Source organism: Mycolicibacterium rutilum (assembly GCF_900108565.1).
In the GTDB taxonomy this organism is placed as follows: Bacteria; Actinomycetota; Actinomycetes; order Mycobacteriales; family Mycobacteriaceae; genus Mycobacterium; species Mycobacterium rutilum.
This window is the reverse complement of sequence record NZ_LT629971.1, coordinates 3245224-3258592: the sequence shown is the minus strand read 5'-3', so window position 1 is coordinate 3258592 and position 13369 is coordinate 3245224. Positions and strand designations below refer to the sequence as shown.

The window sequence follows — 13369 nt, the reverse complement described above, 5'->3', positions numbered from 1 at the left end:
GCGTGACCACGACCACCCTCAAGGCCGCGGGTCTGGTCGACGTCGACGCCGGTGAGATCATCCGGCCCGGCATCGTTCGGATCGAGAATGACCGGATCGCAGGCGTGGGCGGGGAGCCCCAAGGCGAGGTCATCGACCTGGGTGACGCCGTCCTGCTGCCCGGCCTGATGGACATGGAGGTCAACCTGCTCATGGGCGGCCGGGGTGAGAACCCCGGCCTGTCCCAGGTGCAGGACGACCCCGCCACCCGCGTGCTGCGGGCGGTCGGCAATGCGCGACGCACGTTGCGCGCCGGGTTCACCACCGTGCGCAACCTCGGCCTGTTCGTCAAGACCGGTGGCTATCTGCTCGACGTCGCGCTCGGCAAGGCCATCGACGCGGGCTGGATCGACGGCCCGCGGGTCATTCCGGCCGGGCACGCGATCACCCCGACCGGCGGCCATCTCGACCCGACGATGTTCGCCGCCTTCATGCCGGGGGCGCTGGAACTGACGGTCGAGGAGGGCATCGCCAACGGCGTCGACGAGATCCGCAAGGCGGTGCGTTATCAGATCAAGCACGGTGCGCAGCTCATCAAGGTGTGTGTCTCCGGTGGTGTGATGTCGCTGACCGGAGAGGCCGGCGCCCAGCACTATTCGGACGAGGAACTGCGGGCCATCGTCGACGAGGCGCATCGCCGCGGCCTGAAGGTCGCCGCGCACACCCACGGCGCGGAGGCCGTCAAGCACGCCGTCGCATGCGGGATCGACTGCATCGAGCACGGCTTCCTCATGGACGACGAAGCCATCCAGATGCTGGTCGACAATGACCGGTTCCTGGTCAGCACCCGTCGGCTCGCCGAGGCCATGGATGTGTCGCGGGCGCCAAAGGAACTGCAGGACAAGGCCGCCGAGATGTTTCCCAAGGCACGCACCTCGATCAAGGCGGCCTACGAGGCCGGCGTCAAGATCGCCGTCGGCACCGACGCGCCCGCCATTCCGCACGGCAAGAACGCCGACGAGTTGGTGACGCTGGTCGAGTGGGGCCTGCCCCCGGCGGCGGTGCTGCGCGCGGCGACCGTCGTCGCCGCCGATCTGATCGACAAGCCCGACCTGGGCCGGATCGCCGAAGGCGCCATCGCCGACATCATCGCGGTCCCCGGTGATCCGCTGGCCGATATCAGCGTTACACGGGACGTCAACTTCGTAATGAAGGGCGGTAAGGTCTTCCGACATGACTGAGTCGAAGCGAATCGAGGATCTCGTCGAAATCCAGCAACTGCTGGCGAAATACGCCGTCACCATCACCCAGGGCGACATCGACGGTCTGATCTCGGTGTTCACCCCGGACGGCACCTACAGCGCGTTCGGCTCGACGTACACGCTGGCCCGCTTCCCCGAGCTTGTCGACGCGGCCCCCAAGGGGTTGTTCATGACCGGCACCTCGCTGGTGCACCTGGATCCCGACGACCCGGACAAGGCGAGCGGAACCCAGCCGCTCTGCTTCATCGAGCACTCCAAACACGACATGCGCATCGGGTACTACAACGACACCTACGTGCGCACCGAGGACGGCTGGCGGCTGAAAACCCGTGCCATGACGTTCATCCGGCGCAGCGGCGAACACGACTCCGGACGTCCGCACGCCATCGGGAGGCCCGAGGCCGGATGAGCGATCTCTTCGAGCCCGCCGCTTTCCGCACGGCCCTGCGGGAATGGCTGGACGCCAACGACCTGACTCCCCCACCCGGCGACAATTCCCTGGACGCGCATCAGGCGCAGCACCTGCGCGTGCTCAAGGCGCTCTACGACGCCGACTGGATGCGCTACGGCTGGCCGGAGTCGGCGGGCGGGCTGGGTGGCCCGGACATCCTGCGCGCCATCGTCGGCGAGGAGGTCGTCGGTCGCGGACTCGACCACCCCGGCCCGTACTCGATGCTCGACGTGCTGACCCCCACGATGATCGACTACGCGCGACCGGATCTGGCGGCGGAGATGGTGCCGCGACTGCTGTCCGGCGAGGAGTCCTGGTGCCAGGGCTTCTCGGAGCCGGGCTCCGGCAGCGACCTGGCGTCGCTGACGACCCGCGCCGAACAACGCGGCGACGAATGGGTGATCAACGGCCAGAAGGTGTGGACGAGTTTCGCGCAGTATGCGAAGCGGTGCATCCTGCTGACCCGCACGGGCGGGCCGGACGTGCCGAACCACGAGGCGATCACGGCGTTCTTCGTCGACCTCGACTCCCCCGGTGTCACCGTGCGACCGCTGCGGACGATGCATGACGTCGACGAGTTCTGCGAGGTCTACTTCGACGATGTCGTGGTGCCCGCGGACCGCATGCTCGGAAACGTCGGCGACGGCTGGCAACTGGCGATGGACCTGCTGCCCTACGAGCGCTCCACGTGCTTCTGGCAGCGCATCGCCTACCTGTACTCCCGCTTCGACGCGCTGATCACCGAGGTCAAAGGGCTTGGCACTGCCTCTGATTCGGACCTCGGCGAGGCGTACCTCGCGCTGCACACGTTGCGCTGCCGGTCCCGGGCGACCCAGCACCGGCTGGCGGAGGGACACAAGCTGGGCGCGGACACGTCAATCGACAAGGTGCTGCTGGCCGGTGCCGAGCAGCGGCTGTTCGACACGATCCGCGATCTGTTGCCCGGCCACATCGAACTCGAGGACGACGCCTGGCGCACCGAGTTCCTGTACTCACGGGCGGCCAGCATCTACGGCGGCACCGCCGAGGTGCAGCGCAACATCATCGCCCGCCGGCTGCTCGACCTCGGGAAGGAGTGATCGTGGATACCGGTCTGGACACCGAATCGATCGCTATGCTCGAAGACACGCTCCGCAAGACCATGCTGTCGACGTCGGGCGCCGAACTCGACGCCGCCCTGGCCGAACTGGGCTGGGCCGAGATGCTGGCCGACATGCCCGACGTCGCGATCCCGCTGGTGTTCCGGCTGCTGGGCGAAACCGGTTCGCACGCCTCGGTTCTCAACGACGTGCTACTCGAGACCATCGGCGGCCTGCCCGGCGGCACCCCGCCGATGCCGTACGCCGGCGGCGGCTGGGTTGTGTGGGAGCGCACGGCCAACGACGAGCCGACGCTCGGCGGGCTGCCGCTGCGCGCGGTGCCCGACGGTGAGCTGATGCGGATGGGCGAGGCGCGGCGGGCGGTCGGCTGGTGGCTGGTCGGCACGGCACGCGCGATGCTGGCGCTGGCCCGCCAGCACGCGCTGGACCGTACGCAGTTCGGTAAGCCGATCGCTTCGTTCCAGGCGATCCGGCACCGGTTGGCGGAGACGCTGGTGGCGATCGAGGGTGCCGAGGCGACGCTGGGCCTGCCGGGAACCGAGAGCCCCGACCTGACCGCGATGCTCGCCAAGGCGGCTGCGGGCAAAGCCGCCCTCACCGCGGCCAAGCACTGCCAGCAGGTGCTGGGCGGTATCGGGTTCACCGCCGAACACGATCTGCATGTGCACGTGAAGCGGGCGCTGGTGCTCGACGGATTGCTCGGCAACACGCGGGAATTGACCCGTCGAGCGGGCGCGGGTTTGCGGGCCAGGGGCTCGGCTCCCCGGCTGGCCTACCTCTAGGGCGTGTCTGACAAATGTTTCGGGTGTTTCGGTTGAGACTTAGGGCATGTCGCGGTTTCAGCTGCTCACCGATGCTCAATGGTCATTGATCGAAGACCTTCTACCTGTCCGAACAGGTAAGAAGGGCAGGCCTTTTCGGGATGCCCGCTCGATGGTCGAGGGGATCATTTATCGATACCGGTGCGGGATCGCCTGGCGAGACGTGCCCGAGGTATTCGGACCGTGGCAGACGATCTGGACCTGGCACCGACGGCTGAGCGCCGAGGGCACCTGGGACATGGTGCTGGCTCGGTTGCTGGCCGCCGCCGACGAGGCCGGGATCATCGACTGGGCGGTGTCGGTGGATTCCACGATCGCCCGCGCTCACCAACATGCCATGTCGCTTGCCAGGGTGATGGGACCACCTGATTGCCAGGGGGATGGGACCACCGTGGCGCGTTATTGAGGATGCTTGTCGGCGGGGTCTGGGTCAAGCTGAGGGCGGGTTCGTTGGCGGTAGGACGGTCCTTCGATGACCAGGGTGTGCGCGGCGGAGGTCAGTCGGTCGATGGCTGATTGGGCCAGCAGGGTGTCGGCGGTCATGGTCAGCCATTCGGCGGGCTCGCGGTTCGACGTCATGATGGTGGTCTTGGCGCGGTGGCGCTCGACGACGATTTCGTAGAAGTCGCTGGTTTCGGTGGCGTCGAGGGGGCGTAGCGCGAAGTCGTCGATGATCAGAACGTCGACGGCGGCCAGTCGGCGGATCTCTGCGTCGACGGTGTGGTCCAGGCGGGCGGCGCGTAGCCGGGTGAACAGTTTGTCGGCGCGGCCGAAAACGACGGTGTGGCGGCGGCGAATAGCCATGTGGCCCAATGCTGTTGCCAGATGGGTCTTGCCGACGCCGACGGGCCCGAGGACGATCGCGGACTGGCCGGCATCGAGGAACCGTAGCGAGGTGAGATCACCGAGCAGGGTGCGGTCATAGCGCAGGTCGTCGTGGGCGGTCCAGGTGTCAAACCGCATGCTCGGATCGAGTCCGGCTTTGGCCGCTCGTAGTGCCGCGGAGCGGGATTCGCGTCGGGAGACCTCGTCAGCCAGCAGTGTTTCCAGGAAGCCGATGTGGCTGAGTTTGTGTTGTCGGGCCAAGGCGGCGCGTTCGGGCAGGGTGTCAGCCAGTGCACCGAGCTTGAGGGCTTTGAGCAGTCGGAGCAGATCAGCGCCGATCGGGTCGGTAGCTCCACGGGCGGTGGTAGTCATGTCAGCGGTTCTCCTCGGAAAAGATGGTCAATGATGTTGGGGTGGAGTTGAATTCGGAAGGATCACGGGCGAAGCGGGTCGCGGTGTGACCGACCGCTTTCGGCAGGGCCGGGGAGCTGGTCTCGGTGGCGCGCTCCAGCATGGAGGCGATCTTGTTCACCGAGACGACATCGAGATCCAGCGACAATGAACAGGCCTGTTCGACCCGGTCGGCGCCGTAGCGGCGCACCAGACCCAGCAGCCGGTAGACGGTACGCATCTTCGTCCAGGGCAGCCGGTCATCGAGGATGCGTTCGGCGTAGATCCCGACGTTGGGGCCGTGGGAGGCGCAGGTGGCGATCAACGCCGCCACATCACGCAGCGCGTAGCCGGTCTTGTGTTCGGGCAGATCAGCGGGGTCGGTGCTGCGCCCACCGGCCGGTTGGCGGGGATGGACCTTGACCAGCACGCCGCGGCGATAGAACTTCACCAGCTCGGTGTCGGCGCGCACGTCCAGGTACTGACCGATCCAGCATTCGGGCAGCGAATACAGGGCCTTGGCGACCTCGGCGTGGAAGTCGCGGTGGACCTTGACCCTCTTGAACACCGGCACGTCATAGACCTGCGGCACCGCCAACAGCCGGGGCTGCTCTTCGTCGGTGAACACCTCCAGCGGGCGTGCGCAGGTGGTGCCGTGGGTGCGGGTGCCCGCAGTGTCACGACACCACGCTGTGGCGGCGTCCTGCGCCTGCTGCAGACTGGTGAATGTTTCTCCGTCCCAGAAGTTTCGCCGCACGTACTGCACGGCGCGTTCCACCCGTGGCTTGTCTTTCGGCGAGGCCACCCTGGCGGGGTCGGTCAGAAACCCGCTATGCCCGGCGTAATCCAGCCAGCCCTGGCTGAACTGCGGGTTGACCGCGTCCGCGTCGGCGATCACCGGCTTGAGATTGTCGGGGATCAGCACGGCGAACACCCCGCCGAAGAACTCCCAGGCCGCCTCGCAGCCTGCGATCACCGCGGCCAGGGTCTGCGAGTACGACAACCACACGAACATGTGCCGGGAGTACACCGCGGTGAAGATCAGCGCGTGCACCTTGCGGCGGCGCCCGTCAGCAGCGTCGGTGAGCATCCCCAGGTAGCCGAAGTCGACCTGGCACTCCACTCCGGGATCGCCATCAGCGACCCGCACCGTGAGGTCTTTGCGGCCGAAACCGCAACGCTGGCTGGCGAATCGGTGCAACGTCCGATACGGCACCACACACCCCTGCCGGGCCAACAGGGTGTGGATCTTCGTGACCGTCAACGGCCGATGCTCACCGGTGCCGGCCACCCAGGCGGTGATCTGATCTTCGAAGCCCACCAGCTGCTCCCACGCCGCCCCGTGGCCATCGGGGCGCACCGGACGCACCGCCTCGGCAACCATCCCGATCAACGCATCATCGACCGCGCTGACGTCGTCGTCGCGACGCAAACCCGCCGCCTGGGCGGCCTCGACGTAGCGGCGCACCGTCTTGCGGTCCAGGCCGCAATGCGCGGCAATGCTGCGGTACCCCGGCGCCGGCAGTCCCACCACCCCCAGCCACACCCGCAGCACTTCCCTGATCTCATTCACACTGACCTCCCGAAAAGCCATGCCCGCCGACCTCCGTGACCTTGAGCCGTCACGGCGATCGAACGAACAAATGAAAAGACCACCGACGCGACGCGCCGGTGGTCCCATAACTGGCAATCCAGGTGGTCCCATCACCCTGGCAAAAATCAGGTCACACTGGTCCCATCCTCATGGCAGACGACATGCCACGAACATCACCCGTGACACAGGGGGCTGGGTCGAATTACACAAATCTGGCGAGCGAGCCGCCTGACCACGGCATTGGTCGCTCGCGCGGCGGGTTGACCAGCAAGATCCATCACCTCGTCGACGGGCACGGCCGACCGTTGGTGGTGCTCGTGAGCGCCGGCCAGGCAGGCGACGGACCGGTCCTGGAGCATTTGCTCGCCCACCTCAAAGTTGAGCGCTGCGGGCCTGGGCGGCCCCGCACCCGGCCCGATCGCCTGCGCGGAGATAAGGCCTATTCCAGCCGAGCGACCCGGCAGCGGCTGCGCCGACGAGGGATCGTTGCCGTCATTCCCGAACCGTCCGATCAGATCGGCCACCGTAAACGTCGGGGCACCCACGGCGGCCGACCGCCAGCATTCGACGCCGAGGACTACAAGGGCCGCAACGTTGTTGAACGAGGATTCAGCGTCACCAAGCAGTGGCGTGGTCTGGCCACCCGCTACGACAAACTCGCCATCGTCTACCGGGGCGCAGCAGTCCTACGGGCCATCACACTCTGGCTACCGCATTTATCAGACACGCCCTAGGCCAGTCTGCGCGCTACTGGATATTGGCTTTCATCTCGTCGAGGTTCACCAGCACCGGCCATCCGCTGACGCTCAACGCGTTTCCGTGTCCGGTCTGGTGGATGTCGAACACCGACTGGATCGCCGCGTAGAAGCCCTGCACGTCGAGCGTCTGGTTCACCGCGCGCTTGGCCTGCCGCAGCGCGAACGGCGACATCTTGGCGATCTGTTCGGCCAGCGCCCTGGTTTCCGCGTCGAGCTGGTCGCGCGGCACGACCTTGTTCACCATGCCCGTCGCGGCCACCTCGTCGGCCGTCATCGCGCGGCCCGTGAACAGGATCTCCTTGGCCTTGCGCGGGCCCAATTCCCAGGTGTGCCCGTGGTATTCGACGCCACCGATGCCCATCAGCACCACCGGGTCGGAGAACTGCGCGTCGTCGGCGGCGATGATCAGGTCGCACGGCCAGCACAGCAGCAGGCCACCGGAGATGCAGCGGCCCTGTACCGCGGCGATCGACGGCTTGGGCACGTTGCGCCACCGCAGCGTGTACTCCAGATAGCGTTTGGCCTCGTGCTGGATGATGAACTCCAGCGTGATCTTGTCCGGGACGGGCCCGCCTCCGCGCAGGTCGTGGCCGGCCGAGAAGTGTTTGCCGTTGGCGCGCAACACGATCACCGACACCTCGCTGTCCTCCGCGGCCCGCGTCCACGCGGCGTCGAGTTCGTCGAGCAGCTCCGGGTTCTGCGCGTTGGCGGCCTCCGGCCGGTTCAACGTGATGGTGGCGATCCGGTCGGCGACTTCGTAGTCGATGTACATGTTGCGGCCCTTCTAGTTTCGAGGCAGGCCCAGCAGCCGCTGGGCGATGATGTTGCGTTGGATCTCCGACGTGCCGCCGGCGATGGTGCCGCCGAACGTGCGCACATAGCGTTCGAACCATCCACACCGGTACAGGTCGAGGTGATGCGGGCTGTACGGGCCGGAGAAGTTCGGTGCGGCCAGCGCATCGACGCCCGCGGCGGCCAGCGCGTACTCCGTCGCGACCTGCGACGCCTCCGATCCGAGTAGTTTGAGCACCGACAGCGCGGGCACATCCTCCTCGCCGCGCGCGGCCCTGGCCAATGCCACCGAGCCGAGCAGGCGCAGCGCCTGGTTGTCCATCACCAGTCCGGCGTACCGATCACGGTCGAGGGCGGAGGTGGGACGGAAGTCCTCCACCAACTCCTCCAGGCGGTCCGCGTAGCTCAGCCACAACATGTTTCGTTCGTGTCCGAGCGAGCCGTTGGCGACGCGCCACCCTTCGTTCAGGGGGCCCACCAGGTTCTCCGCGGGCACCCGCACGTCGTTGAAGAAGACCTCGTTGAAGTCCAGGTCGTCGACGTCGCACAACGACGCGAAGGGGCGCCGGACCACTCCGGGGGAATCGGTCGGGATCATCAGCACGCTGATGCCCTTGTGCTTGGCGGCTTTCGGATCGGTGCGAACGAAAGTCAACAGCACGTCGGCGTCATGGGCGCCCGACGTCCACACCTTCTGGCCGTTGACGACGAACTGGTCACCGTCCAGAACCGCGCTGGTGCGCAACGACGCCAGGTCCGATCCGGCGCCGGGTTCGCTCATGCCGAGCGACGCAGTGATCTCGGCGCGAAGAATCGGCACCGCCCAGCGGCGCTGCTGTTCGGGCGTGCCGAACGAGATCAGCGACGCCGAGATGATGCCGACGCCCTGCGGGTTGTACGTCAGGTAAACCCGCCGGCGCGCCAGTTCCTGCTGATGGACGTACTGCTGCAGGATCGTGGCGTTGCGACCGCCGAACTCGGGCGGATAGCCGGGCAACAGCCAGCCGTGGTCGAACATCAGCCGCTGCCAGTCGCGCGCCCAGCCCGGAACGTCACTGCTCGAGCGGGATCGGTCGAGGGCACTCGCCTCGGCGGGAAGATTTTCGTCGAGGAAGCTGTTGAACTCCGCGCGGAACGCCTCGACGTCGGCATCGAAGGTCAGCTGCACGAGACTCCCGCGGATCAAATTTTTGGTAGGACTACTGTTATCTCGGAAATGAGAATACTATTCTCATCGTGAGAAAGTTACAATCTCTGACACGTTGGCCGCGAGGGGGTCTAGGACCGCAATGGCAAGGCGTTCTCCGGTACAGTCAGTTCATGTTCTCCCCACTCGGCCTGCGTCTGAGCCGCCGGTGACGAGCCCCAGCGAGGAACCCGCCTGGAAGCAGCGCGCGGTCGAGCGATCGATCAAGACCGCCAAGCTCCGGGCGGCTCAGCGCGTGCAGCGCTTCCTCGATGCCGCCCAGGCGATCATCATCGAGAAGGGCAGTACCGACTTCACCGTCCAAGAGGTGGTGGACCGCTCGCGGCAGTCGCTGCGCAGCTTCTACCTGCAGTTCGACGGTAAACACGAGCTGCTGCTCGCGCTGTTCGAAGACGCCCTGAGCCGGTCCGCCGACCAGATCCGCGCGGCCACCACCACCGAGGACGAGCCCATCGAGCGGCTCAAGGTGGCGGTGCAGCTGCTGTTCGAGTCGTCCCGGCCCGACCCGACCGCCAAGCGGCCGCTGTTCACCGACTTCGCCCCGCGCCTGCTGCTGTCGCATCCCTCTGAGGTCAAGATCGCGCATGCCCCGCTGCTGGCGCTGCTGACCGAGCTGATGGAAGAGGCCAGCGTCGCAGGCCAGCTACGCGAGGGCATCAACCCCAAGCGCATGGCGGCCATGACCATGCAGACCGTGATGTTCGTGGCGCAGTCCAACGGCGCCGACGACGCCGGGTCGCACCCGATCACCGCCGACGAGGTGTGGGACTTCTGCTCCCACGGGTTCGCCGCCAAGTAACGGAGAATTACGTTCTCCTCAACTGAGCGAGAACAACGTTCCCGGTTCCGAGTACCCTTTTGAGAATGCGGTTCTTCTGCCGGAAGAGTTTGCCTTGCCGGAAATGAATCCCTTATTGACACCCCAGCGGGCCAAATGCCAGAGTTGTGAGACAAATGCCAGCCCTCTGTCTTATGTGACCCTGGTTCCGCGAGAGGCGACCCGTGACGATCAGCGCTGAGAACACCGCGACGGACGAGTTGTACTACGACCCGTACAACATCGAACTGAACATGGACCCGTACGCGGTGTTCGCCCGCATCCGCGAGGAAGCGCCGCTGTACTACAACGAGAAGCACGACTTCTACGCGCTGAGTCGCTTCGACGATGTCAACAAGGCCGTCATCGACCACGAGACCTTCATCTCCGGCCGCGGCGCGCTGCTCGAGATCATCAAGTCCGGGATGGAGATCCCGCCGGGCACACTGATTTTCGAGGATCCCCCGATCCACAACATCCACCGCAACCTGCTGTCGCGGGTGTTCACGCCACGCAAGGTGCTGGCGCTGGAACCACAGATCCGCGAGTTCACCGCCCGTTGCCTGGACCCGCTGACCGAGTCCGACACGTTCGACTTCGTCAACGACCTCGGCGAGCAGATGCCGATGCGCGTGATCGGCATGTTGCTGGGCATCCCCGAAGAAGACCAACGCCGGGTGACCGACCACGGCGAGGCGACCCTGCAGAGCAAGACCGTCGACCTCATGGCCACCGGCGAGGTCTTCGCCGAGTTCATCGACTACCGCACCGAGCATCCCTCGGACGACATCATGACCGACCTGCTCAACGTCGAGTTCGAAGACGAGACCGGCACCGTGCGCCGACTCGGACGCGAGGAACTGCTCATGTACCTGACCGTGATCGCGACGGCAGGGAGCGAGACCACCACACGGTTGATCGGCTGGGCCGGAAAGACGCTCGCCGACTACCCCGATCAGCGGGCCGAACTGGTGGCCGACCCGAGCCTGATTCCGCAGGCCGTCGAAGAGATCCTGCGCTGGGAGCCGCCGGCCCTGCAGATCGGGCGGTACGTGACCCGCGACGTCGAGTACCACGGCCAGACAGTGCCCGAGGGGTCGGCGATGCTGATGCTCGTCGGGGCCGCGAACCGCGACCACCGGCGTTTCCCGCCCAACGGTGACGTCTTCGACATCCACCGAGAACAGCGCTCCCACATGACGTTCGGCGCCGGCACCCACTTCTGCATGGGTAACGCGCTGGCGCGGCTGGAGGGCAGGATCGCGCTCGAGGAGATCCTCAAGCGGTTCCCCGCGTGGGAGGTCGACTGGGCCAACGCCACGCCGTCCCCCACCACCGCGGTGCGCGGATGGCAGTCGATGCCCACCTTCGTCACCCACGCTTGACCACCATCGAAATATCCGACAATCACCAAAAGGACTGACACACATGGCAGGACGCGTAGAAGGCAAAGTCGCTTTCATCACCGGTGCAGCACGCGGTCAGGGCCGCGCGCATGCGGTGCGGCTGGCGCAGGAGGGCGCCGACATCATCGCCGTCGACATCTGTAAGAAGATCGACACCGTCGAGCTGATCGAGGCGTCGACCCCCGAGGACCTCGCCGAAACGGCGGACCTGGTGAAGGGCTTCAACCGTCGCATCTACACCGCCGAGGTCGACGTCCGCGACTACGACGCGCTCAAGGCGGCGGTGGACACCGGCGTCGAGCAGCTCGGCCGCCTCGACATCATCGTCGCCAACGCCGGCATCGGCAACGGCGGCCAGACGCTGGACAAGACCAGCGAAACCGACTGGACCGCAATGATCGACGTCAACCTCGGCGGCGTGTGGAAGACCGTCAAGGCCGGCGTTCCGCACATCCTCGAAGGCGGCCGCGGCGGGTCGATCATCCTGACCAGTTCGGTCGGCGGCCTGAAGGCCTACCCGCACACCGGGCACTACGTCGCCGCCAAGCATGGTGTGGTCGGCCTGATGCGCACGTTCGCCGTCGAGCTCGGCGCGCAGAACATCCGCGTCAACTCGGTGCACCCGACCAACGTCAACACGCCGCTGTTCATGAACGAGCCGACGATGCGGCTGTTCCGTCCCGACCTGGAGAACCCGGGCCCCGACGACATGAAGGTCGTCGGCCAGCTGATGCACACGCTGCCGATCGGGTGGGTCGAGCCGGAGGACATCGCGAACGCCGTGCTGTTCCTGGCCTCCGACGAGAGCCGCTACATCACCGGCGTGACGCTGCCGGTCGACGGCGGCAGCTGCCTGAAGTAGGCGCACGTTGACCGCTGCCGAGCTGTCGCTGCCGCGCAGCTGGGAGGACATCACGCCGGGCTGGATGACGGCGGCGCTCGGGAAGCACTTCCCGGGTGCCACCGTCGACGGTGTCACGGTCGCGCTGCGCGACGACGGCACCAACCGGCGGGCGCGGCTGGCGCTGACGTATGCCGCGGGGTCGGGGCCTGCGACGGTGTTCGCCAAGGCCGTCGACCCCGACCACGCCGAACTGGTGGCCCTGACCAGTGGGCTGTTCCACGAGCCGCGGCTGTTCAGTTCGGATGTCGAACTGCCGCTGGATCATCCGGCGGTCTACGCCGCGCTGATCGACGAGCCCGGCTCGAACTTCGTGCTGATCATGGAGGACGTCGTGACGCGGGGCGCGGACCCGCGGGACTCGACTCGGCCGATGTCGGTCGAGCAGGTCGCCAACGGGGTGCGCGGGCTGGCCCGGATGCACAGCCAGTTCTGGGGACAGCGGCTGTCGGCGACCTCGCGACTGGACTGGCTCGAGCCGTTCGTCGCGTTCGAGGGACTCGAGCACGCCCCGCTGCACATCGCGCATGAGCGGCTGGGCGACACGGTGCCGTCGGTGGTGCTCGGGCTCAGCGGCACCGAGTTGTTCGTCGACATCTGGGCCCGCTACATCGGCACGCTGACGACCTCTCCGCAGACGCTGCTGCACGGCGACCCCCACATCGGCAACACCTATGTGCTGCCCGACGACGACGTCGGGTTCCTGGACTGGCAGATGGCCCGCCGCGGCAACTGGTCGCTGGACCTCGGCTACTTCCTGCAGGGCGCGCTGACCATCGAGGACCGCAGGGCCGCCGAGCGTGATCTGCTCGACGAGTACCGCGGCGCGTTGACGCTGCCGTCCTCGGAACTGCCGTCCGCCGAGCAGGTTTGGCTGCGGTACCGGGCCTCGGTGGCACACGGGCTGGCCATCTGGATGGCGACGCTGTCGGGCGGCGACGCCTGGCAGGGCGCTGACATCAGCCTGGCGTTGGCGCAGCGCTACGCCGCCGCGTTCGTGGACCTGGACACCCGCGCGGCGCTGAACGCACTGACCTGACCCCCGGCGGTAAGCCCGCTCGCGCGA

14 protein-coding genes are annotated in these 13369 nt (G+C 66.8%); 10 read left to right on the top strand and 4 right to left on the bottom strand.

Annotation, left to right across the window (positions count from 1 at the left end):
• Positions 1-2 precede the first annotated feature (2 nt).
• From BLW81_RS15940 to BLW81_RS15920, 5 genes are read left to right on the top strand one after another with little or no spacing between them, the layout of a single operon-like run.
• Entirely contained in the window at positions 3-1220 is a 1218-nt protein-coding gene (locus BLW81_RS15940) for a metal-dependent hydrolase family protein (protein WP_083408006.1), read from the top strand.
• A complete protein-coding gene (locus tag BLW81_RS15935) occupies positions 1213-1650 on the top strand; it encodes a nuclear transport factor 2 family protein (protein ID WP_083408005.1) in 438 nt (145 codons plus the stop codon). Before BLW81_RS15940 ends, BLW81_RS15935 begins: the two co-directional genes overlap by 8 nt.
• Positions 1647-2771 (top strand): acyl-CoA dehydrogenase family protein, encoded by a 1125-nt coding sequence (locus BLW81_RS15930; protein WP_083408004.1) that lies wholly within the window; start codon positions 1647-1649, stop codon positions 2769-2771. The genes BLW81_RS15935 and BLW81_RS15930 overlap by 4 nt, the downstream gene beginning before the upstream one ends.
• A 35-nt stretch (positions 2772-2806) precedes the next feature.
• Complete coding sequence (locus BLW81_RS15925) at positions 2807-3574, top strand: acyl-CoA dehydrogenase family protein (protein ID WP_083410577.1); 768 nt, start codon at positions 2807-2809, stop codon at positions 3572-3574.
• A 46-nt stretch (positions 3575-3620) separates the two neighbouring features.
• On the top strand, positions 3621-4019 hold the full coding sequence (locus tag BLW81_RS15920; RefSeq protein WP_083408003.1) for an IS5 family transposase: 399 nt from the start codon (positions 3621-3623) through the stop codon (positions 4017-4019).
• On the opposite strand, the gene istB is transcribed toward BLW81_RS15920, so the two are convergent.
• Together istB and istA are read right to left on the bottom strand one after the other, a co-directional pair.
• The gene (gene istB / locus BLW81_RS15915) at positions 4013-4810 is read right to left on the bottom strand and encodes an IS21-like element helper ATPase IstB (RefSeq protein WP_044482876.1); all 798 of its coding nucleotides are present in this window, start codon (positions 4808-4810) and stop codon (positions 4013-4015) included. The genes BLW81_RS15920 and istB overlap by 7 nt on opposite strands.
• Before the next feature lies 1 nt (position 4811).
• The gene (gene istA / locus BLW81_RS15910; protein ID WP_083406450.1) at positions 4812-6422 is read right to left on the bottom strand and encodes an IS21 family transposase; all 1611 of its coding nucleotides are present in this window, start codon (positions 6420-6422) and stop codon (positions 4812-4814) included.
• 149 nt (positions 6423-6571) lie between these two features.
• On the opposite strand from istA, the gene BLW81_RS15905 reads away from it, so the two are divergent.
• Positions 6572-7156, top strand: coding sequence for an IS5 family transposase (locus BLW81_RS15905; protein ID WP_173839632.1), 585 nt, complete (start codon positions 6572-6574; stop codon positions 7154-7156).
• Positions 7157-7169: 13 nt separating this feature from the next.
• On the opposite strand, the gene BLW81_RS15900 is transcribed toward BLW81_RS15905, so the two are convergent.
• Positions 7170-7952, bottom strand: coding sequence for an enoyl-CoA hydratase (locus BLW81_RS15900; protein WP_083408002.1), 783 nt, complete (start codon positions 7950-7952; stop codon positions 7170-7172).
• 12 nt (positions 7953-7964) lie between these two features.
• Positions 7965-9140: an acyl-CoA dehydrogenase family protein gene (locus tag BLW81_RS15895; RefSeq protein WP_083408001.1), complete on the bottom strand. Its 1176-nt coding sequence runs from the start codon at positions 9138-9140 to the stop codon at positions 7965-7967.
• Between the two features lie 121 nt (positions 9141-9261).
• Here BLW81_RS15895 and BLW81_RS15890 point away from each other — a divergent pair, with 121 nt between their 5' ends.
• The 4 genes from BLW81_RS15890 to BLW81_RS15875 all read left to right on the top strand — a co-directional run bounded on the left by BLW81_RS15890 (position 9262) and on the right by BLW81_RS15875 (position 13342).
• A complete protein-coding gene (locus BLW81_RS15890; RefSeq protein WP_083408000.1) occupies positions 9262-9978 on the top strand; it encodes a TetR/AcrR family transcriptional regulator in 717 nt (238 codons plus the stop codon).
• Positions 9979-10250: 272 nt separating this feature from the next.
• Positions 10251-11381, top strand: coding sequence for a cytochrome P450 (locus BLW81_RS15885; RefSeq protein ID WP_407662344.1), 1131 nt, complete (start codon positions 10251-10253; stop codon positions 11379-11381).
• A gap of 43 nt (positions 11382-11424) precedes the next feature.
• Complete coding sequence (locus BLW81_RS15880) at positions 11425-12264, top strand: mycofactocin-coupled SDR family oxidoreductase (protein WP_083407998.1); 840 nt, start codon at positions 11425-11427, stop codon at positions 12262-12264.
• A gap of 7 nt (positions 12265-12271) precedes the next feature.
• The gene (locus BLW81_RS15875) at positions 12272-13342 is read left to right on the top strand and encodes a phosphotransferase (protein ID WP_083407997.1); all 1071 of its coding nucleotides are present in this window, start codon (positions 12272-12274) and stop codon (positions 13340-13342) included.
• The last annotated feature ends 27 nt before the right edge of the window (positions 13343-13369 follow it).

Coding starts and splice junctions, on each gene's coding strand:
- BLW81_RS15935 (WP_083408005.1), top strand. CDS start 1,213: ATGACTGAGTCGAAGCGAATCGAGGATCTCGTCGAAATCCAGCAACTG.
- BLW81_RS15930 (WP_083408004.1), top strand. CDS start 1,647: ATGAGCGATCTCTTCGAGCCCGCCGCTTTCCGCACGGCCCTGCGGGAA.
- BLW81_RS15925 (WP_083410577.1), top strand. CDS start 2,807: ATGCTCGAAGACACGCTCCGCAAGACCATGCTGTCGACGTCGGGCGCC.
- BLW81_RS15920 (WP_083408003.1), top strand. CDS start 3,621: ATGTCGCGGTTTCAGCTGCTCACCGATGCTCAATGGTCATTGATCGAA.
- istB (WP_044482876.1), bottom strand. CDS start 4,810: ATGACTACCACCGCCCGTGGAGCTACCGACCCGATCGGCGCTGATCTG.
- istA (WP_083406450.1), bottom strand. CDS start 6,422: ATGGCTTTTCGGGAGGTCAGTGTGAATGAGATCAGGGAAGTGCTGCGG.
- BLW81_RS15905 (WP_173839632.1), top strand. CDS start 6,572: ATGGCAGACGACATGCCACGAACATCACCCGTGACACAGGGGGCTGGG.
- BLW81_RS15900 (WP_083408002.1), bottom strand. CDS start 7,952: ATGTACATCGACTACGAAGTCGCCGACCGGATCGCCACCATCACGTTG.
- BLW81_RS15890 (WP_083408000.1), top strand. CDS start 9,262: ATGGCAAGGCGTTCTCCGGTACAGTCAGTTCATGTTCTCCCCACTCGG.
- BLW81_RS15885 (WP_407662344.1), top strand. CDS start 10,251: ATGGACCCGTACGCGGTGTTCGCCCGCATCCGCGAGGAAGCGCCGCTG.
- BLW81_RS15880 (WP_083407998.1), top strand. CDS start 11,425: ATGGCAGGACGCGTAGAAGGCAAAGTCGCTTTCATCACCGGTGCAGCA.